Source organism: Microcystis sp. M169S2, assembly GCF_020245865.1.
Classification (GTDB): Bacteria; Cyanobacteriota; Cyanobacteriia; order Cyanobacteriales; family Microcystaceae; genus Microcystis; species Microcystis ichthyoblabe_A.
On the sequence record NZ_JADBUB010000037.1, the window covers coordinates 1 to 20,337 of the forward strand.

14 protein-coding genes are annotated in these 20,337 nt (G+C 42.0%); 3 read left to right on the forward strand and 11 right to left on the reverse strand.

All coding sequences use genetic code 11. From position 1 onward, the window contains the following. Nucleotides 1-283: 283 nt before the first annotated feature. Genes IM485_RS04415 through IM485_RS04425 form a run of 3 tightly spaced genes read right to left on the reverse strand, consistent with a single transcriptional unit; the run spans nt 284 to nt 5,372 of the window. Entirely contained in the window at nt 284-3,007 is a 2,724-nt protein-coding gene (locus IM485_RS04415) for an SUMF1/EgtB/PvdO family nonheme iron enzyme (protein ID WP_287741564.1), read from the reverse strand. 8 nt (nt 3,008-3,015) lie between these two features. Beyond that, complete coding sequence (locus IM485_RS04420) at nt 3,016-4,011, reverse strand: AAA family ATPase (protein WP_287741566.1); 996 nt, start codon at nt 4,009-4,011, stop codon at nt 3,016-3,018. Then, the gene (locus IM485_RS04425; RefSeq protein WP_287741568.1) at nt 3,993-5,372 is read right to left on the reverse strand and encodes a hypothetical protein; all 1,380 of its coding nucleotides are present in this window, start codon (nt 5,370-5,372) and stop codon (nt 3,993-3,995) included. Before IM485_RS04425 ends, IM485_RS04420 begins: the two co-directional genes overlap by 19 nt. Before the next feature lie 126 nt (nt 5,373-5,498). Here IM485_RS04425 and IM485_RS04430 point away from each other — a divergent pair, with 126 nt between their 5' ends. Further along, nucleotides 5,499-5,675: a hypothetical protein gene (locus tag IM485_RS04430; protein WP_174237763.1), complete on the forward strand. Its 177-nt coding sequence runs from the start codon at nt 5,499-5,501 to the stop codon at nt 5,673-5,675. Nucleotides 5,676-5,885: 210 nt separating this feature from the next. On the opposite strand, the gene IM485_RS04435 is transcribed toward IM485_RS04430, so the two are convergent. Continuing rightward, nucleotides 5,886-7,070 carry an NAD(P)H-quinone oxidoreductase subunit H gene (locus IM485_RS04435; RefSeq protein ID WP_002760089.1) on the reverse strand — a complete coding sequence of 395 codons (1,185 nt, stop codon included), beginning with the start codon at nt 7,068-7,070 and terminating at the stop codon, nt 5,886-5,888. Between the two features lie 477 nt (nt 7,071-7,547). Between IM485_RS04435 and pruA the strand changes: the two genes are divergently transcribed. Together pruA and IM485_RS04445 are read left to right on the forward strand one after the other, a co-directional pair. Then, nucleotides 7,548-10,517, forward strand: coding sequence for an L-glutamate gamma-semialdehyde dehydrogenase (pruA, locus tag IM485_RS04440; protein WP_287741571.1), 2,970 nt, complete (start codon nt 7,548-7,550; stop codon nt 10,515-10,517). A gap of 319 nt (nt 10,518-10,836) precedes the next feature. Further along, the gene (locus IM485_RS04445; RefSeq protein WP_287741573.1) at nt 10,837-12,471 is read left to right on the forward strand and encodes an alpha-D-glucose phosphate-specific phosphoglucomutase; all 1,635 of its coding nucleotides are present in this window, start codon (nt 10,837-10,839) and stop codon (nt 12,469-12,471) included. Between the two features lie 68 nt (nt 12,472-12,539). Here the strand turns inward: IM485_RS04445 and IM485_RS04450 are convergent, their stop codons facing one another. From IM485_RS04450 to IM485_RS04475, 7 genes are all read right to left on the reverse strand, one after another. Next, nucleotides 12,540-12,950, reverse strand: coding sequence for a tellurite resistance TerB family protein (locus tag IM485_RS04450; RefSeq protein ID WP_287741576.1), 411 nt, complete (start codon nt 12,948-12,950; stop codon nt 12,540-12,542). A 1-nt stretch (nt 12,951) separates the two neighbouring features. Continuing rightward, nucleotides 12,952-14,292 carry a 16S rRNA (cytosine(967)-C(5))-methyltransferase gene (locus IM485_RS04455; RefSeq protein ID WP_287741578.1) on the reverse strand — a complete coding sequence of 447 codons (1,341 nt, stop codon included), beginning with the start codon at nt 14,290-14,292 and terminating at the stop codon, nt 12,952-12,954. Next, a complete protein-coding gene (locus tag IM485_RS04460) occupies nt 14,289-14,882 on the reverse strand; it encodes an alpha/beta hydrolase (RefSeq protein WP_353846000.1) in 594 nt (197 codons plus the stop codon). Before IM485_RS04460 ends, IM485_RS04455 begins: the two co-directional genes overlap by 4 nt. A gap of 292 nt (nt 14,883-15,174) precedes the next feature. Beyond that, complete coding sequence (locus tag IM485_RS04465; protein WP_287741581.1) at nt 15,175-19,401, reverse strand: helicase-related protein; 4,227 nt, start codon at nt 19,399-19,401, stop codon at nt 15,175-15,177. Between the two features lie 18 nt (nt 19,402-19,419). Further along, the gene (locus tag IM485_RS22645; protein ID WP_353734372.1) at nt 19,420-19,608 is read right to left on the reverse strand and encodes a type ISP restriction/modification enzyme; all 189 of its coding nucleotides are present in this window, start codon (nt 19,606-19,608) and stop codon (nt 19,420-19,422) included. Between the two features lie 62 nt (nt 19,609-19,670). Beyond that, nucleotides 19,671-20,081, reverse strand: a complete 411-nt coding sequence (locus IM485_RS04470) for a type II toxin-antitoxin system VapC family toxin (RefSeq protein ID WP_016516241.1) — start codon at nt 20,079-20,081, stop codon at nt 19,671-19,673. Beyond that, the gene (locus IM485_RS04475) at nt 20,074-20,322 is read right to left on the reverse strand and encodes a hypothetical protein (protein WP_002737385.1); all 249 of its coding nucleotides are present in this window, start codon (nt 20,320-20,322) and stop codon (nt 20,074-20,076) included. The genes IM485_RS04470 and IM485_RS04475 overlap by 8 nt, the downstream gene beginning before the upstream one ends. Between the last annotated feature and the right edge of the window lie 15 nt (nt 20,323-20,337).

The window sequence follows — 20,337 nt, forward strand, 5'->3', positions numbered from 1 at the left end:
CAACCCTTATCCTGACTTGATTTCAGTTTTTTCTTTGTCAGTAAGGGTGTCAACAAGGAATATTACAAATTGTTAACCGAGTCTTGAAAGCCTTGTGCTACAAAGGTTTGAAATGTTAAGAAAGATGTGACTAAAGGACAGATCAAGGGGGGCAGGGGGGATCGACACCTAATAACCAGATTTAGTATAACTCCTAAACTAATACACTTGTTCTATAGCTTGCCCCAAAAAATTCCGGAAAAGGGAATGAGGGAAAAAAAAAGGGAAAAAAAGAGAAAAAGGGTTACAGGGTCCTCCCAGCACCGCACACCACCCGAAAACCGAAGCCGTCGTAGTAGCCGCGGCGGTTGTTGCTGCCGCGGTAAGCGGAACGGCAGTCATACGGATTGCTGCACCAAGAACCGCCCCGCAACGGAGAACGATTATCATCCCCATTTTCTATCCAGGCACTGCCATCCCTCGGCGCACCAGCATAATTATCGTGCCAAGTATCGGCACACCATTCCCAAACGTTTCCGTGCATATCGTACAACCCAAAGGCATTAGCTACCTGAAAATAGCCGACTGGGGTTGTTTTACGTCGATATTCTCCTGTAGGTTCATCGGCATAGGTTTCAGTAGCTCGATAGTTAGCTAAATCTGCCGTTATCGTTTCCCCAAAATGAAAGGCGGTTGTTGTCCCCGCTCTACAGGCGTACTCCCATTCTGCCTCACTCGGTAGCCGATACTCCCGTTTTGTTTCCCTTGATAGTCGTTTACAGAATTCTGTTGCTTGATACCAGTTGACTCGTTCTACGGGTAGCTCATCCCCTTTGAAGGCAGAAGGGTTTCTCTCTAGGTCGATGTCTATTTTAGCGGTTGCGGCGATAGCTTGCCACTGAGCTTGGGTAATCGGGGTTTGACTGATATGGAAAGCGGAGACTTTGACTAGGTGTTGTGGTCTTTCCTTTTTATATCTGTCCCAATCAAATTTTTTAACCAGTCTTTCGATTTCCTCATCTTCCGTTCCCATCCAGAATTCTCCTTGGGGAATATACATCATGCGGATATAGTTTTGAGCTTCTTTCCGGTTGCGAACTTCCGGAAGGTTTTCATCGTAAAAATAGGCTTTGACAGGTTTTCTCTCGATAACTTTGCCTGTTTTATTAACCAATACCGTTTCTGCGGTAAAAAGGAAAAGGTTTTCATTGTAGGGAACAATAGCGGCTACTTTGTCTATTAAACGTTTTTGTAGGGTTCCTTCGTCTTCTGGGGAAAGTTGAAGGACATTGCCAACGTGGTTTAAATCCCCTCTAGAATAGGCGGCAATCGGTTCATTAAGCAATAACAAGGGTTCATAATCGGCTAAAGCAGCCGATAGATTTTTTAATAAAGCTGTCAATCTCACAAGACGCACTCGGTTATTATTTTTGATAGCTTCTGCTAGTACCTGTTTGATTTCGTTGACTGCTTGACTGGGTTTTAGGTAGGCAAGAGCTAACCATTGTTGATTTTGCCAATAAACCGATTTTGAGCAATAATCACCGATTTGTTCCTGAATATAGGTTTGTAACTGATAGGCCAGAGATTTGAGTTCCTCTGGGGTTAATTTTTCTAATAGTAGTTTACGAACATCGGGAGACATTTCATAAAGTTCTCGATCTATTTTGCGGACTAAACTGGACAGTAAAATATCAGCGATCGCATACCAGGGAGCTTGATTATTTTTATCTTGATGTTGACGCAGATAATAAAGTAAATTAGGGGATAAACTAAGGGGAAATGCCGCTCTTTTCGCTAGTTCTCTGGTGTTTGGTTCGTTTTCTTCTTCAAATAATCTTAAACGGCTTTTTGCGCTAAAAAAATCTTCATCCTCATCCCAATTATCCCCTTGTTGAAACTGATTAGGATTAAATGGAAAATGACGGGGTGGGATAGCTTCTTCTTTTAGCCATGTTATCAAGTTTTCCCAGTCCTCTGTGGTTAGTTCAAACATGGAAAAATTGGGTATATCTTCAGCTAAATCAGCAATATCCCAGGCAGTTGTCCCATACCATCGATGATAGGGTAAGGGGTTTAACCATGCAACTCGGCTAAATCTTCGGCTAAATCGTCGGATAAGGGTTTCTGTTGCGCTCAAGCGCTCTTCTACATAACGTTTTCTAGCGGCACCCGCATCACTAAGAATTAGACAACTGGTTACTTCAGGAGAATAGTTAGAGAGAACTTTGCTTAAAGATTGACTTTCCCAACCGTTTTCTTGTCGTAAAACCTCGTCTCTAATCAGATTATCAAAGTAAAAATGGGGAACATTTGCCCAAGTTTGCTTCATTATTCGCCCAAATCCTGCAAAGGGAATCATCGAGTCAGAACAATCAATAAAAATTATAATTTCTCGGCGATAAAGTTGTTTCTTTTGGTAAATTATTTGATCAAAAAAACCTCGTTTAGCCGTTGCCATCACCGTAGCTTTTAGATCCCAAGTTTGTCGAGGACTTTCTAGGGGTAATGGACGCAGTTGCTGCCAACTTTCTTGTAACTTAGCGATGCCAATAGGATAATAATCAGGATTATCTAGAGATGTGATTTTTTTTCGCTTTTCAATAGCTGTGGCAATTTGTGGAAATGAAGTCTCCGGTGCTATTGGTGTATCCCCAGAAGGGGTAATTTCTAATGAGGGAGATTCCCTATCATCCATCGGGTTTATGATTTTGCTAATCGATTCTTCTGGATGGCGAATAGGTATTTTTTGGGCTATTTCTATATTTATTTCTGGTTGGAATTGTAGCATCTCTGTCCAGGCCTGATCAAACTTTTCTTTTTCTTTCGGGGATTTAACCCATAAAGCTTGACAAAGAAGTTTAATTTTAGGATTCTCTAAGTTGGGATTTTCTTGAATAGCAATATCAGAATCATTGGCGAGTTTTTGAATTAGGTAATTTTCCACCCGATAATATTGTTCAATAGACAGCAGAAATCCTTGTTCGTCTCTGAGGTGATAAAATAGGTCAAGTAGGGGGGATGTCATTGGCTTTTTTAACCTCTTGTTCCATAATCTTGTAAATCAGTACGGCTTTTTAGTAAAACACTAGCGTGGGGTAATTTGTCCTCGTTTAATTTGGCGATAATTTCTTCAGGTTTGTACTTGAGTAACGATTTAAACCAGGCTATTAATTCACTGGTGCTAACTTTTTTTTCTCCTTCAGATTTAGTCTCGTCTTGTGATGTTCTCACTTCCAGAAAACGGTCCACTGCTTTGATGATAACCTCTTGTTCAGCGTCGGTAAACCGTTCGGTTAATATTTTTCTTAATCTTTCTTGGTTGGGTAGCTCAATATAGTGATAAATGCAACGTCTCAGAAAAGCATTGGGTAAGTTTTTTTCTTGATTACTGGTAATGATAATCAGAGGAAAAGCTTGATCATTTGCTTGAATTGTTTCTCCTGTTTCTTTAATGAAAAAACGACGAGATTCAATGGCTAAAAGTAAATCATTAGGAAAATCTCGATCTGCTTTATCTATTTCATCAATTAATACTACCGATTGTTCTTGCTTATCTTTACTTTGTTCAAATGCTTTACCCAAGGCTTGTAAATCAACCCAATCTTTTGAAGTAGCTGGATTTTTTTGCTTTGAAGTAGCTGGATTTTTTTGCTCAGAAGAAGATTCTTCTATTTCTTTTTTTCTTAAAATTCCGCTAATTTGAGCAGCTTGTAAACGACCAATATAATCATGTTGATAGAGACTATCTTCCGCTTTACTTGTAGATTGAACTATCCACTCATAATATTTTATAGGATTATTTTCACGGTGATAATTAAATTCATAAACTAAGGCATGAGCTAGACGACTTTTGCCACATCCCGGTTCACCTTCTAGTAACAAAGGCATTCCCAATTCAATAGCCAAGTTAACAACTTCTATTAACTCATCACCTGCGTCATAGGGATAAATTTTTTGTTGAATCGGTTCATAATAAAGATCCGATTTAGGTTGAATTTCTCCCGTGTAAGTTAAGGATAGTTTAGCCATTTCTTTGCGTCCGATAATTTTACTTGAAATTGTTGATAAAAAGCTTTCAGTGTGTCTTCTATGTTGCCTTCATTGCTATTTTGCCATAATTCCTGCAAGGTAGATTTAAATAATTCTGTGGTTTCATCCTGTAAGTCACAACCTAACTGAAGTTGTTGAGCAAAAGTAGGAATAATTTCCTGAAAAGACCGTTTTTCAAAGCAAGAGTCAATCTGTAAGCGGTGAATAGTAAATTCTGATAATTTGTCCTTATCTCTCCAATCATTACTTTTTCCATAATCTAACCAAATCATTAATAAAAAGCCTTTAATGGGACTATTTTTTATTTTACGAGCGTTGGTAATTAAGTTTTGCCAAAATGAATCAATGTCTTTTAAACGGGAAAAGTCTGCACAATCAATTCCTTCAAAAATCAAACAAAAATTATTAGTCTTTAAATTTTTAATTCCTCCAGAATTATTTAAAAAATGTTCATGAAGACTATAGCTATCCCATTCTTCCTGACCATCTCCTTGAAATTTAAAAACAATATGTTTAACGGGCAAATTATTAGTGATAAAGAGTTGTTTGTGTAAACGATGTAAACACCAAAAACGATATGTATGAGGACAAGGGGGAATATAAATACTGCCTTCTCGTAAAGGTTTAGCAGCTATTGAACTGGTAAATTTTACTAGATTAGTGTAATTAAATTCTGTTAAAATATCATAAATCTTCCCATTATTTGTTCGTTGATTTTTTAGGTTTTGATGATGATTTTGACAACATTGTAAGCTTTCAAAATCTCGTCGTAATACTTCGCAATAAGCTTGAACAATATAAGATTGTTTAGCGGTTCTTTGCCCTTTTTTTCCTAGTCCATATTTTTTTTCAGTACAAAACCGCAAACTATCTCCAGATATGCCAATTACCTTTAAAATAGACGAATCTAATAAAAAATTCAGAACCTCATCAAAGGTTAAATGAATTGAATTATCATTAATATCTTCAATTCTCGGTGTATTTATTTTATTTTGAGTAATGTACTCCCTTTTCTTCTTATTTTCAAATCCTTTAAAATCAGATTCATTTTGTAAGTACAATTTCTTCCCATTTGGTTTTAAAACCTCTTTAGTTGTTCTGGATTGTGGCGATGATGTCATCCAAGCTTTCAAGACATTTAATGGAATGGTATAACTGGAAGTTTTTGTTTGACTACGGTATTCTTCGAGAAATGCCTCAAGTAACCATCGACTTGCTTCTATTAATATTTTCTCTATTTTCTCCGAAGCACAAGAATAGTCTCCCTTATAAGCATCTTTAGCCTTACGAAGGGTTTCTACATCTTCATCCGATAATCTGATTTCGCCAGACCTTAACATAAATCTCGTCAAACGTCAACCTACGATCTGATCCACTTTTTGATCCCCTTTTGCCAGCATTTGCTGAAAGCATTTTAATCAACTTGTCCTCAAAAAACAAGCCCTAAGGCGACAGGAGCAAAATCTATGAAAAAGGAAAATTTCTGGCAAAAACATAAAGCGGACATTGACGTGATTTGCCGCATCATCACCACTTTAACCGCCTTGGTTAGTTTGGGTGTTCAGGTGGGGGAGTTAAAGATTCCCCAAAGCGAGATTCTTCCCCCTATGACTGAGGTTCAGGTGGAATTAAATATCAGATGAACGTAGGTTGGGCTTCGGCCGTGAGCTCAGCCGAACGGTTGAAGCATGAAACCCAACGCCTGCATGGGTTACGCTACCGCTAACCCATCCTACAAATAATTTTGCCTCCCTACTTAAGCGCATTACCTGAAATAAAGGCCGATGTGCTTTTTTCATAAGACTGGGCCAAAACGAGGGTGAGTTAATAAGATAACCCACCCTGAAGGAGATTTAGCGATCGACTGACCCCATAATAATATCAATACTGCCTAAAATCGCCATAATATCGGCAACTTTTACCCCTTTGAGGATATGAGGCAGAATTTGAAGATTATTAAAATCGGCGGCCCGAATTTTCCAACGCCAAGGGAAAACATCATCATTACCGACGATAAAGATACCTAATTCCCCTTTACCACTTTCCAAGCGCACATAATGTTCACCTTTAGGAATCTTAAAAGTGGGGGCGACTTTTTTGGCGATATATTGATAGTCAAAATCATTCCAGGCTGATTTTTTCCCTTCTGCCATCCGTTTTGCTTCCAGATTTTCGTAGGGACCACCGGGTAAACCTTTCAGTGCTTGCCGGATAATTTTCACCGATTCGCGCATTTCCCGAATCCGCACCAGATAACGAGCAAAACAATCGCCGGCGGTTTCCCAATGCACTTCCCAGTCAAAATCGTCGTAACACTCGTAATGGTCAACTTTTCTTAAATCCCATTTCACCCCGGAAGCGCGTAACATCGGACCGGATAAACCCCAGTTAATCGCTTCGTCTCTGGTAATGCAGCCTATCCCTTCAATACGACGGCGGAAAATCGGGTTATTAGTGATTAATTTCTCGTATTCGTCCACTTTGGGGTCAAAATAGTCACAGAAATCCACGCACTTATCCACCCATCCGTAGGGTAAATCCACCGCCACGCCACCAATACGGAAATAATTATTATTAATTAACCGCATTCCCGTGGCAGCTTCCCAGAGGTCATAAATCATCTCCCGTTCCCGGAAAATGTAGAAAAAGGGAGTTTGTGCGCCTACATCCGCCATAAAGGGGCCTAACCAGAGTAAATGGTTAGCGATGCGGTTGAGTTCCAACATAATCACCCGGATATATTGCGCTCGTTTGGGAACGGCGATATCGGCTAATTTTTCGGGAGCATTGACTGTAATCGCCTCATTAAACATCCCTGCGGCGTAATCCCAACGACTAACGTAGGGAACGTACATGACATTAGTGCGATTTTCGGCAATTTTTTCCATGCCCCGATGAAGATAACCGATTACGGGTTCACAGTCAATCACGTCTTCCCCGTCAAGGGTGACGATTAAGCGCAAAACTCCGTGCATTGACGGGTGATGGGGTCCCATGTTTAAAACCATGGGTTCTGTTCTCGTTTCAATTTTTGCCATAGGGCTACCGATGATCCCGAAAATCTTTTTAAAGTTATTATAGGTAAACGCTTCGACAATACACAAGGACTATCGGGTATCAGTAATCAGTAATCAGTGATCAGTAATCAGTAATCAGTAATCAGTAATCAGTGATCAGTAATCAGTGATCAGTGATCAGTAGTCAGTAGTCAGGAGATTATTTTTATTTATTCTCCCCACTTCCCCACACCCTACACCCCACACCCCACACCCCACTTCCCCACACCCTACACCCCACTTCCCCACTTCCCCACTCGATCGAGTACAATAGAGTGTTCAGCAAAAGCGATCAGCCATTAGCTTTGATTAGTCCTTCGGTAAGAATATAAACCAGAGAAAAGAGCCATTAAGAGCGGCAATCAGCTGAAAAAGCTCAAAAACTGAATTTTAGGCTGAAGGCTGACGGTAGCTTGCTGAAAGCTGAATCCCGTTGATAATTTTTTTACTTGAATCGCCGTGGTTATCCAAATCGACTCAACTCAAAACTACGAAACCAAAACCCAAGAGATCGCTAGACAACTTTTAGCCGAAACTCGGGAAAAAAAAGGTCTTTGGTCTGCTTTACAGGATCAAATGCGTTGGGATGATAAATTACTCGATTGGGCAATGTCTAACCCCAATTTACGAGTACAATTATTCCGTTTTATTGATTGTTTACCCGCTTTACGCAGTAATGCCGAGATCGCTAATCATCTCCAACAATACCTCGGTGATGCTTCCGTAGAACTGCCCAGTGCGCTGAAAAGTATCCTCAACTTTAGTGATCCTAACTCCCTACCGGCTCAAACGGCCGCCAGTCTGATCAGTAAATCCGTAGAAACCTTAGCTCGTAAGTATATCGCTGGGGAAGACCTAGAGCAAATTACTCGCACTGTCACCCGTCTGCGGAAGGAAAAAATGGCTTTTACCATAGATCTCCTCGGTGAAGCGGTAATTACTGAAGCGGAAACCCAAGTTTATCTACAAAGTTATCTGGATTTAATGACCCATTTGGCTCAAGAAGCGACCAAATGGAATAAAGTTAGCCAAATTGATGAAGCAGATGGCGAGTTACTACCACAAGTGCAGGTTTCTGTCAAGCTAACTGCCTTTTATTCTCAGTTTGATCCCATAGATCCCATTGGTAGTAAGGAGAAAGTATGCGATCGCATTCGCCTACTATTGCGACGCGCTCAGGAGTTAGGGGTAGCAGTCCATTTTGATATGGAACAGTACGTTTATAAAAACCTCACCCTGGCTATCCTGAAAGAATTACTCCTAGAAGAAGAATTTCGCAGTCGTACCGATATTGGCATCACCCTACAGGCATATTTAAGAGATTCTGCCCAAGATTTACAAGATTTAATTAATTGGGCTAAAAAGCGCGGTTATCCCCTGACTGTCCGGCTAGTCAAAGGCGCTTACTGGGATCAGGAAACGATTAAATCTCGGCAAAATCACTGGCCACAGCCGGTATATAACGAAAAATCGGCCACCGATGCCAATTATGAACGGATGACGCAGTTATTATTGGAAAATCATCAATATTTATACGCCGCCATCGGTAGTCATAACGTGCGATCGCAAGCCTTGGCCTGTGCGATCGCAGAAAGTTTAGAAATTCCCCGTCGTCGCTTTGAAATGCAGGTATTGTACGGCATGGGCGACCAATTAGCCAAAGCGTTAGTGAAGCGGGGTCATCGGGTGCGGGTTTATTCCCCCTACGGACAACTCTTACCCGGTATGGCCTACCTAATCCGCCGTTTATTAGAAAATACCGCTAATAGTTCTTTCCTAAGGCAAAATTTGGAGGATCGTCCCGTGGAAGATTTAATCGCAGCCCCCCGGGTTTTAGGCAAGGATAACCCGATTATCGCCGGTTTTCCTAATGCCCCTGATACGGATTATGCTAACGAGCAATTACGAAATAAAGCGAGTCAAGCCCTTACTTTTGTCAAAAATTCCCTCGGTAAGACCTATTTACCCCTAATTAACGGCGAATACGTCGCCACCAATGTTCAAATTAATTCCGTTAATCCCTGTAACCCGCAGGAAATAGTGGGGAAAGTGGGCTTAATTGAGGTGGAACAGGCAGAAAAAGCGATCATAGCGGCAAAACAGGCTTTTCCCGCTTGGAAACGCACTCCAGTGGCAAAAAGAGCCGAAATACTGCGAAAAGCGGCGGATTTGATGGAAGCGCGACGACACGAGTTATCGGCCTGGATTTGTTTGGAAGTGGGCAAAGTTATCCAACAGGCGGATCCGGAAGTGTCAGAAGCGATCGATTTTTGCCGTTATTACGCCTCCGAGATGGAAAGACTGGATTTAGGGCATAATTTCGACGTAGCAGGTGAGAATAATCGTTATTCCTACCAACCCCGGGGTATTGCTTTAGTGATTTCTCCCTGGAATTTCCCCCTAGCCATTGCGGTGGGGATGACAGTAGCGGCTTTAGTAGCCGGTAACTGCACGCTATTGAAACCTGCCGAGACTTCTTCGGTGATTACGGCGAAATTTGCCGAGATTCTCCTAGAAGCGGGTATTCCTGCTGGAGTCTTCCAATATATCCCGGGTAAAGGTTCGCAAGTGGGGGCGCATTTAGTTAGCCATCCCGATGTTCACCTAATCGCCTTCACCGGTTCACGAGAAGTGGGCTGTCGCATCTATACAGATGCCTCCATCGTGCAAAAGGGTCAAAAACACCTAAAACGAGTTATCGCCGAAATGGGCGGCAAAAATGCCCTAATTGTCGATGAGAGTGCCGATTTAGATCAGGCCGTTGTCGGTGCGGTTAAGTCCGCTTTTGGCTACACCGGCCAGAAATGTTCGGCCTGTTCGCGGATAATCGTTCTGGAAAGCGTCTATGATAGCTTTGTTGATCGCTTTGTCGAGGCTACCAAGTCCCTCAATATCGGGCCGACGGATTTACCGAGTACGGAAGTAGGACCGGTTATCGACGAGAAAGCTCAAGCAAGAATTCGGGAATACATCGAAACTGGTAAAAAAGAGGCAGAATTAGCCCTAGAAATGCCAATTCCAGAAGTGGGTTACTTCGTCAGTCCCACCGTCTTTAAAAATGTTCCCCCTGATGCGGTAATAGCGATGGAGGAAATTTTTGGTCCGGTGGTGGCAATTATCAAAGTGAGCAATTTTGAGCAAGCTTTAGCTGTAGCTAACGGAACCGACTATGCTTTAACCGGCGGCTTATATTCTCGCACTCCTGCCCATATTAACCGAGCTACGCAGGAATTTGAAGTGGGAAACCTCTATATTAACCGGGGAATCACCGGTGCGATTGTCTCCCGTCAACCCTTCGGGGGTTTCAAGATGTCGGGGGTAGGTTCCAAAGCAGGGGGTCCCGATTATCTCTTGCAATTCCTCGAACCTCGTCACATCAGCGAGAATATTCAACGTCAGGGATTTGCACCGATTGAAGGGGCCGATTAAGCGATTTATAGCTAAAATTGGTTATTATTGGGGGTTTATACCCCCAAATCTGGTTAATTTATCGGCTAAGACCCTTCTTAACCCCCTATCCTTAGATTAGCTCTCTTATTCTTTGTGTGATCTCGCGTAGCGAGCGCGTTGCGACCAGTTTAAATTATATAGGAGCGATCGATCTCTGTGTCCTTTGTGTCTGGAGTGGTTCCTTCCACTCACTCACCAAACCCAATAGAACCGTTGTCTTTCTTACCCGATTTCTTGGCTGTCAACCTACTGCTATATACTTAAGTTTACAATTGCGTCGGCCTATCAAGAAAAGACTATGACGATTGAAACCGTTGCCACAAAACCCTTTAGTGACCAGAAACCGGGGACTTCTGGATTGCGAAAATCCGTTCCCGTTTTTCAACAACCCCATTATCTGGAAAATTTTATTCAAGCTATCTTCAATACTTTAGACGGTATCGAGGGTCAAACCCTAGTCGTCGGTGGAGATGGTCGTTATTATAACCGTCAAGCTATTCAAACTATCCTGAAAATCGCCGCCGCTAACGGTATCGGTAGAATCCTCGTGGGAACCGATGGTATTGTCTCCACTCCGGCTATTTCTGGGTTAATTCGCGAAAATAACGCTTTTGGCGGTATTGTTCTCTCTGCTAGTCATAACCCCGGCGGTCCAGAGGGCGATTTTGGCATTAAGTACAATATTACTAACGGCGGACCGGCCCCGGAAAATATCACCGATGCAATTTATGCCGAGACGAAGGTGATTAGCGGTTATAAAATCCTCTTAGGGGCCGATATTAATCTTGATCGCCCCGGTTCCTTTAAACTGGGAACTATGGATGTGGAAGTGATCGATGCGGTTACTCCCTACGTCAAAATGATGGAAAAGATTTTTGATTTCGATCGCATTCAAGCCCTACTCACTTCTGGTAAGTTTAAAATGTGCATGGATTCTCTCCATGCGGTGACGGGTCCCTACGCTTATGCTCTATTTGAACAGCGTTTAGGCGCGCCCAAAGGTACAGTATTAAATGGTATTCCCCTAGAGGATTTTGGTGGTGGTCATCCCGATCCTAACCTAGTCTATGCCCATGATCTGGTAGAAATTCTCTTTGGTCAAGAGGCTCCGGATTTTGGGGCTGCTTCCGATGGAGATGGCGATCGCAATATGATCCTCGGTCAGAATTTTTTTGTTACCCCCAGTGATAGTTTAGCTGTACTAACTGCCAACGCTCATCTAGTACCGGGCTATCAAAATGGTATCACGGGAGTGGCGCGATCGATGCCCACCAGTGCGGCGGCCGATCGCGTAGCGGCTAAACTGGGAATTGACTGTTATGAAACTCCCACCGGTTGGAAATTCTTCGGTAATTTGTTGGATGCGGGGAAAGCAACCCTTTGCGGTGAGGAAAGTTTCGGCACGGGTTCCAATCATATTCGCGAAAAAGATGGTTTATGGGCGGTTCTTTTCTGGTTAAATATTTTGGCAGTTAAAGAGGAATCTGTAGAGAAAATTGTCCGCAGTCATTGGCAAGAATTTGGCCGCAATTTCTATTCTCGTCATGATTATGAAGAAGTCGCCTTAGAACCGGCTAAAGAGATGATGGCACGTCTCCAGAAGCTGGTTTTAGACCTTAAGGGTAAACAATTTGGTAACTATGAAGTGGAATATGCCGATGATTTTAGCTATACGGACCCCGTGGATGGTAGTGTGAGTAAAAATCAAGGGATTCGCATTGGTTTTACCGATGGTTCTCGGATTATTTATCGTCTATCGGGTACGGGAACTAAAGGGGCAACTCTTCGGGTTTATCTAGAAAGTTATGAACCGGACGCAAGTAAACACGATATCGACACCCAAAAGGCTCTACAGCCGTTAATTGATTTAGCTGAAGAAATCGGTCAAATTCGTCAATCTACCGGACGGGAACAACCCACGGTTATTACCTAAAATCTAGGGATCAGCTATCAGTTTTTATCGGGGAATTTTTTGACCTGCTGACCACTGATAGCTCCTCTTTAATTACTTTCAGTAATTGCCCTGTGGTACAATTTTTGAATTCCCGTCACTAATTTATCTAACATCGATCGATGGCTATCGTGAGTCGGATCAAAACTCTGCACTTTAGTTAATAATTTTGCTTCCTGTACGTCCACGTCGTCATCGCTATAGATTAAAGTGCTGATCGATGTTAGTAGATCTTGATAGATTTCTGGACTAGGATTATCGCCTAAATAGGACTCTAACCATCGATAACATTCACCGGTTTTAACTGGTTTTAGTTCGGATAATAGTGGTTTAATCTCCGGATCATCATCAAGTTTTTCCCTTACAGCTACCTGTCGTAAATAACTTCTTTCTGATGGTTGAATCACACCATCAATCCAAGCAACACCGATGAGAATTTTCAGTAATTGTTTATTTTTCATCTCACACTTCCTTGACTAACTTAGCCATAAAAAAACCGTCTTGATTATGTCGATGGGGTAACACTTCGATCGCTCCCGTTTCTGTATAGTATTCTGAGAAAGATGAATTAGAGTCAGGAGGGGCCATTTTCCAATCGGGATGAGCTGCTAAAAACTGCTCGATCACTCTTTCATTTTCTAACGGATTTAAAGTACAAGTGGCATAAACTAAGATTCCCTTCGGTTTTACCCAAGTGGCAGCCGAGGCTAAAAGTTCCCCCTGTCGTTTGGCTAGTACGGGTAAATTTTCGGGTGTTTGTCGCCAACGTATATCAGGACGCTTGTGCAGGGTTCCCAGTCCTGAACAGGGAGCATCGATTAGTACACGATCGGCGATGCCGTGCCACTGGGGACGATCGCGACTATCCCCTAGATGTATTTCGATCGCTTTTAAGTCTAATCTTTTAATATTGGCTTCTAACTGTCGTAAACGGGATGGCGTTTGATCACAGGCTAATATTCTACCCCGATCGCCCATTAATTCGGCAATATGAGTGGTTTTTCCCCCCGGTGCCGCACAAGCGTCGATAATTGTCTCTCCGGGCTGGGGATCGAGTAGATAAGTGACTAATTGGGCGCTAATATCCTGTAGGGTGTAATTTCCGGCTCGAAATCCCTCTAAACGCTCAATATTGCCTAAACCAGAGGTTAAACGGCAAGCTAGAGGTAATTTAAGATGATGAAAAGTTATATTGGCTGATTCTAACTCATTTTCTAGGGCTTCTAGGCTAGTTTTCAGGGGATTAATCCGAATATCGAGGTCAGGAGAGCGATTAAACCATTGACACAGTTGTTCCGTTTCCGTAACACTAAAGCGATCTAACCACAATTGCACCAACCAATCGGGGAAACTGTGGAGAATACCCAATCTAGAAGCGGTATTTTCCGGCAAAATTAAAGGATCGTCGCCATTAGCAGTTAAACGGAGATATTGCCGCAGCATTCCGTTAACCACCGCCGCTAATTTGCCTAAATGACTGATTTTAGTTAATTCTACCGCCGTATTCACCGCCGCCGATGGGGGAATCTGGGAGAGATAGCGCAGTTGATAAAGACCAATATGGAGAATTCGCCGTAAATCCGGGGGTTGCTGGGCCGCGGTTTTTTTCCCCAGGCGATCGAGCAGCGCATCCAAAGTTCTTTGTCGGCGCATTATACCATAAACAATCTCCGTTGTCAAGGCTTTGTCAAGACAATTTAAGGAACTAGCGGACAAATGGCGATCAAGAGCGCGATCGGGATAGGCGGAGGAGCGATCGATATCGCGTAAAATCAGCAAAGCCAGCTGACGAGCATTATTCATGCAGTTTCTAGACGATTGCGGAGGAATTGGCGTAAAATAGTCAGCGCCGGAATGGGGATTTCGTGACCCATATTTAACTCGTGATATTCGACGTTAACCCCCAAACCAAGCAGTAAATCTCTGGCTTGACGAGCAGCAGCGATAGGAACGACGGGATCCTGCTTACCATGAACAATTAAGACATTTTGTGGACCCTGGGGATGGGGTTCACTGTGCAGATAACCACTCAAGGAACCCAATCCCGCCAAGGGTAAGGATAAACCCACATCCAGGGTCATCGCTCCCCCTTGGGAAAAACCGGTCAAAAAAGTCCGCTCTAGGGGAATGCCGGTAGTTGCTTCTAGGGAAATAATCCAATCGTGCAACTGTTGACGACTAGCGGCTAAACCTTGATAATCGGAGGTTTCTAGCGCATACCAGGCGCGTCCCCCCGGCACTTGGGGATGATCAAAGGGAGCATTAGGAAACAAAAATTGACAATCAGCCAGATCCAGCATCGATGCAAGGGGGGCCAGATCCATGGCATCGGCACCCCAACCGTGCAGCATGATCACTAGATAGCGAGCGGGATTTTCCGGGGAAGGGGGAATGACAATCGGGTTAAAAGACAGAGTTTTTTCCTCGCAATTCTTTTTTCTCTCTATTCTATAGCGATTTTCCCCGGAGTAAGATGGCTGTGGGGGAGTCTTTTCAGTCAACAGTAATCAGTGAAAAGAAAACCTTGCTCCTTGCCTCATGGCTCTCTTAGGTTTGGTGGGTAAAATGTATTCTAAGATACAGTCCTGCTGGCGGTCGCAACGCGAGACCGAGTGGAAGGAACCACAGAGACACAAAGGACACAAAGATCGCTCCTCTATAGGGTTTGCTGAAAAATTAATCTGTTCAAATTCTCAGTAACATGGCTGAAAGAGAAAGTTTTAAACTGGAAGGTTTAGCAGTATCAAAGGTCAGTAAATTAAGCTGTTCTGTACCCTGAATCAACCCCAGAATAAATTTTTGATCATCGAGTTGGCTTGGTTCACCGTCAGTGTAATCTTTGAGCAGTTTTTGCACTTTCTTTGTTTCTTTAGCTTGGCTCAATTTATTTAGGGTATTTTTAACCATTTTTCGGTTAACGTTGGCGGGAAAAGCTGACATAGTTTGGATGCGCTTTTGAATCCTACTTAGTCGTTCTGAATTGAGTTGGATATTTTCTAAAATAGCAGTTTCTTCTAGGTATTGGCTTAATTTTTGTTTAACTTGAACCAGTTGTTCATAAAGCTGTTGGGCTAGGTTAATGATTCGTTTAGCGGGGACAATCTGGCTGGCTTGAGGGGTTTTAAAAGCTGTGGCGATTGCTACTCCCAAACCATCATTTTCTCTGCTTAGATCGTTCCAATAAATTAGTTGATTTTGTTCGGGAATTGGTTGACCATTAGGGTCAAAGTAATCGAGAGTTAAAGCGACTACACTGGTGGGCAATTCCCAGGTAGTAAATTGACCGATAGTTAGGGGATTGGGCTGATAGTTTTTCCCTAATCTTTCGTAGAGCTTCCGCAATTCTTCACTATGCAAAAGCTCGTTTTGACTGTAGAGGTCGCGGCTAGTTTCTTGTTTTTGATAGGTTTGTTCTTGAAAACTTTCTTGTTCCAGTTGTCGGGCTTTAATTAGACTGTGGATGAAGTCAATATAACCGGGGAGAATTTCATCGTCAAAGTAGGTATCGCCATAAACGGAAGCGCCCAACTCCTCTACATTACTGATATGGGGAATTTTGTCATCTTTAGCCAGTTCCCCAATTAGTTTCTTATTCAGGTTAGCCAGTCGGCCAGCTTGTCTGAGTAGCTGACTTTCACTGTTGGCGTAATAGATGTGGATGTATTGGCAGGGGTGGGATTTGGGGCGATCAATTCTGCCGATGCGCTGTTCCAAGACCATGGGATTCCAGGGGAGGTCAATGTTAATTAGATAGTCGGCATCTTGCAGGTTTTGACCGACGGAGAGGGTTTCTGAACCGATGAGGACGGCTATTTCCTGTTCTGGTAAAGGGCGTTCGTTCGGGTTTTTACAAGTAGCTTCGGGGGCAAATAAACGGAATAATTGTTGGCGTTGAATTCCAGTTTGCTTATTGTTTCCTCTGAGGGCGTTGTTTGGTGCAATCTTAACTGGGGTTTTTTCATCGGTGTAGTAAAGTTTGTGACTGCCCATTGCCATGCCAATTCCTGTGGAGACAATGACCTGATTTTGGCTCATGTAGCGGTAGTAATCAATGACGGTATCGGAGAAAGTAGAAATTAGTAAAACTTTGTGACCATCAGCAACTAATTCCATGACTTTCCGGCTAACTTGCTGTCGTTTGTGGTCGGTGACAAATTCATTGGCTAAGAGGACTGAAATCTGCTGTAGTTGCTCTAAATCACTATGACAGTCAGCGAGAATGCGGTTATAGATATTTTTAGCTTCTAGGGGATTATTTTTCAGTTTATCGGTGGCCAGGTCAATAGAGCGGCGTAACTGTTGACGTTTTTCCCCTTTGTTGCTGTCAGTTTCTTCTTCATCTTCTTCGTCTTCCCAATAATCCTCATCCCCATTTTCTTCTATCCCCAACCAGTCGGTTTCTCTTCCTGTTTTTTCAGCTTGAAATTTGTAATGTTGTAAGAGAAATTGTTTTAACCCTTCGGCATCGGGGGTGACTTGTTCGAGTTGCTGTTTGAGTAAGGAAATGCGATCGCTAAAGTTTTTAATGGTTCGTCGTAGAGCATACATACTAGACTCTGCCCGTTGTAAAAACATCCGGCGCTGGTTTTTCAGTAAAGAACGCTGTTCCACTGTGCTGGTTAAGTAACGGATCGGGTCGGCAAAGGGAATAAACAGATTATCTTCAAACTGACTGAAGATCCGTTCTAATGCTTGTTCGGTTTCGGGTTCAAATTGGACGGGTAGCCATTGGGCAAGGCGTTGGGCATAGAGTTGTAAGTCTGGGGTGGCTTCTCTCAACATCTTGCGGGTACGCTGTAAGAAGAGTTCTCGATAGGTGCGCCGGAAAATATTGGTGGTATCGGTAAAGTTTTCTATTCCTATTTCTCGGCTGGCAAACCATTCTTTGACTTCGGGAGGAAAGCCTAATTCTTGGAAGCCTTCAGGACGGGTGAGAAAGGGAGAAAGGATGTTATAGATGTCTTCACGGCGGTTGTTCCAAGGAGTTGCCGTCAGTAGCAGGTAATATCTTTGTCTTTCAATCTGGCGATCATTTTCTTTAATTTGCAGGCAGGTTTTATGGATGCGGTTGTTATAGTTACGGATGCCTTCATGGGCTTCATCGATGATGACTAAATCTGCACCCCCATAGCGCGTGAAGTCACCATAAAAGCGATTATCGCCACGACTCATTAGGTTTTTATTGTAGAGTTCGTAGTTTTTCTTGGCGATCAATCCTAATTCTGCCATTTCTCTCTCCCAGTTCGGGTGGAGTTTTTTGGCAGCAATAATGGCAATTTTAGCTTGAGGATTTTCTTCTAGGTAGAGTTTTGTTACCGCAGCAGCAAGGCGGGTTTTTCCTAAGCCTACCGCATCGGCACAAACCACTACGCCAAAGTTCTGCATGACTCTCAAACAATGTTGTGCGCCGGATTTTTGATGTTCAAACAGGATGTCTTGATTAACCAGTCGATCTAAAATGTTACTGGATTGAATGTTGAGCAGGTGGGGGCGTTGTTGGGCTAACCAGTAGAGAAAATCATCGGGGGTTCCCTGTTTTCCCTGTAGGATTAGTTCAATCGCTTGTTTAAATCCGGCTATTTCTTCCCATTCAGGTAAGGTTATTTCTTGTTTAATAGTTGGCGCTTGAGTTGGCGTAATCTGATAAGTTCCCTGTTTCTCTTTGACTCTAAAAGTTTTTAAAGCAGTGGAGGGATGTTCCGAGTCAACGCTGACAGTTCCTTTTAGGATATGGGGTTGTTTTTCCTCTATTTCTATGGTAATTAAGGGATTATCGGGAATCTCGATTTCTTCAATTTTATCTAGGTTTTTGCCCTGAATTTCTAGGCTGGTCGTTTCACCTGCGGGAAATTCATCAGGAGTAATTGTTTCTATTTGAGGTTGAATTTGTTGTTGTCGGCGCTGTTTTTCTGCTAAGACTTGTTGAAAAAATTCTTGAGTTAAATCAAAGCTTAATTCTGGCTCTTGCCATTCTTCATCAAATTGAATTATTGACTGTTGAATTGTCTCTAAATCTAAAGGATCTGAGTAATATAAAAAGGTGATACTCTCGGCATTACTACTATGAGCAGCACCAGTGAAGTTATCTGAGCCTTCATGTAAAATAGAGTTACCTAAACTATCGGTTAAAATCCCTGTTTTTTTATGATAAATACCTCTAGTTTCTTGCATTTTAACAAGTTTGATGGTAAGGATTCCCAACCTAACTAATTCCGCTAGAATAGTGGTACTGCTAAAGGTTTTATCAGCTAGTCCTTGTAAACATTCGGTTAAAGTTCGGGTAATATATTGTTGACGATATTCGGGGTTGTGGAGTTTTTCTAATTCTTGAACATCTCGTTTATTGGTGAAGCCTTGCCAGTCCATTAAGAGTTTAATCTGACCTTCATTTAAGACTAAATTAAAAAGAGGTTCTTCATAAAGTTTGAGAACTCCACTATTAAAGTAGGCGGTACTTCTTCTATAGATTTTAGTACGTTCTAAATAGGCAGCAATAAATTGATTGTATTTGTCTAGCTGTTCGGGTAAATTAAATCTACGTCTTTTTTTATGTTCTATTTCGATAAATGTTCCACGAATTAAGCTTTCTTCTTTGCTGGCATTTTCGAGGTTTAAGAATTGTTCAATAATGGTTAAGTTACTGGTGCGGAGTAAGGCAATGCTGGGGATATTTCCCTCTCGTTTAGGGGTATATTCAAAGATATGGGCTATATTAATATCTATCCGAAATAGCTTATAGGTAGAATGTTTTTTTAATCCCAAAAAACTCACTATATTTTGTAAAAGGTTCTCTGCATCTCGATGTTTAAAAACTAGCCAATAGTTATTATTAATTCCTTTGATGTAATCCCCTTGAGGGTGGTAGTAGGGGCGTTGTTGTTTTATCAAGTCTTGGATTACGGTTTCGAGCATAAATCTTGCTGGCTATATTTACTTGATGGAAAAACTAGGTATAGCAGCATCGATTAACTGCACTAACTTGATGGTTTCGGCTAGGGCCACTACTATCTTATGATAGTGCAATATGTCCTCGTCTGATAGGGTGCGTCCTTTTCTGTCTTTTAACCATTTCTGACAAACTTGATAACCGCCAAGATATGAGAAAAGAGGTAATCTGATTTAATAAATTATCGATATGTCTCCTTATCTCCCTCGGTATGTGAAATATTATTAAAGGTTTACTAAACTAATAAAACTTGGAACCCTGCTTGGATAAAATGACGATCAGTCGTTAGAGCATCGGTTAAATGTTGTTGCTCCATAACAACAAAAGAAATACAATCAACTAATCCCCAGTTTTTATCTAATCGAGATTCATAAAGAGTCAATCCTTGATGAAAAAGTTGAGGGCTAATATTGACAACTCTCATGTTTTGTGTATGGTAACATTGTTTGATAAAATTAGCAGCTTTTTGACGATTAAATGTACTTAAAGCATTCCCTACTTCCATTAAAACTGCCTCAGTAGTCCAAACTTCTAACGCATTTTTAACCTTAGGTAATAATTTTAAGGCTTGGGCATGATATTGGTCTTGCTTATTCAGAACTGCTTGAATAAATGCTGTGTCGATAAACAGTCTTTCTTTACTCATCATTTACCTCTCGTTTCGGTGTTCCATAAAGGTAATGATCATGTTCTTTTGACCAGTCTTCTGGAGCTTCAATAGTTCCAGCCATATCTTCTAAAATGTCCCAAGCATCTCCTGAAGGTTTTTCTGGTATTTCTGCTTCTGAGACGATGGAAATAAGGTAACGGGTATTAGATTTTAAGTCTATATCTGTCTCAGGATGAAAGACTTTACCATCAAAAATAACGGTTAATTGTTTTGTCATTTTTTTATCCTTTAT

Coding starts and splice junctions, on each gene's coding strand:
- IM485_RS04415 (WP_287741564.1), bottom strand. CDS start 3,007: ATGACATCCCCCCTACTTGACCTATTTTATCACCTCAGAGACGAACAA.
- IM485_RS04420 (WP_287741566.1), bottom strand. CDS start 4,011: ATGGCTAAACTATCCTTAACTTACACGGGAGAAATTCAACCTAAATCG.
- IM485_RS04425 (WP_287741568.1), bottom strand. CDS start 5,372: ATGTTAAGGTCTGGCGAAATCAGATTATCGGATGAAGATGTAGAAACC.
- IM485_RS04430 (WP_174237763.1), top strand. CDS start 5,499: ATGAAAAAGGAAAATTTCTGGCAAAAACATAAAGCGGACATTGACGTG.
- IM485_RS04435 (WP_002760089.1), bottom strand. CDS start 7,070: ATGGCAAAAATTGAAACGAGAACAGAACCCATGGTTTTAAACATGGGA.
- IM485_RS04445 (WP_287741573.1), top strand. CDS start 10,837: ATGACGATTGAAACCGTTGCCACAAAACCCTTTAGTGACCAGAAACCG.
- IM485_RS04450 (WP_287741576.1), bottom strand. CDS start 12,950: ATGAAAAATAAACAATTACTGAAAATTCTCATCGGTGTTGCTTGGATT.
- IM485_RS04455 (WP_287741578.1), bottom strand. CDS start 14,292: ATGAATAATGCTCGTCAGCTGGCTTTGCTGATTTTACGCGATATCGAT.
- IM485_RS04465 (WP_287741581.1), bottom strand. CDS start 19,401: ATGCTCGAAACCGTAATCCAAGACTTGATAAAACAACAACGCCCCTAC.
- IM485_RS04470 (WP_016516241.1), bottom strand. CDS start 20,081: ATGAGTAAAGAAAGACTGTTTATCGACACAGCATTTATTCAAGCAGTT.
- IM485_RS04475 (WP_002737385.1), bottom strand. CDS start 20,322: ATGACAAAACAATTAACCGTTATTTTTGATGGTAAAGTCTTTCATCCT.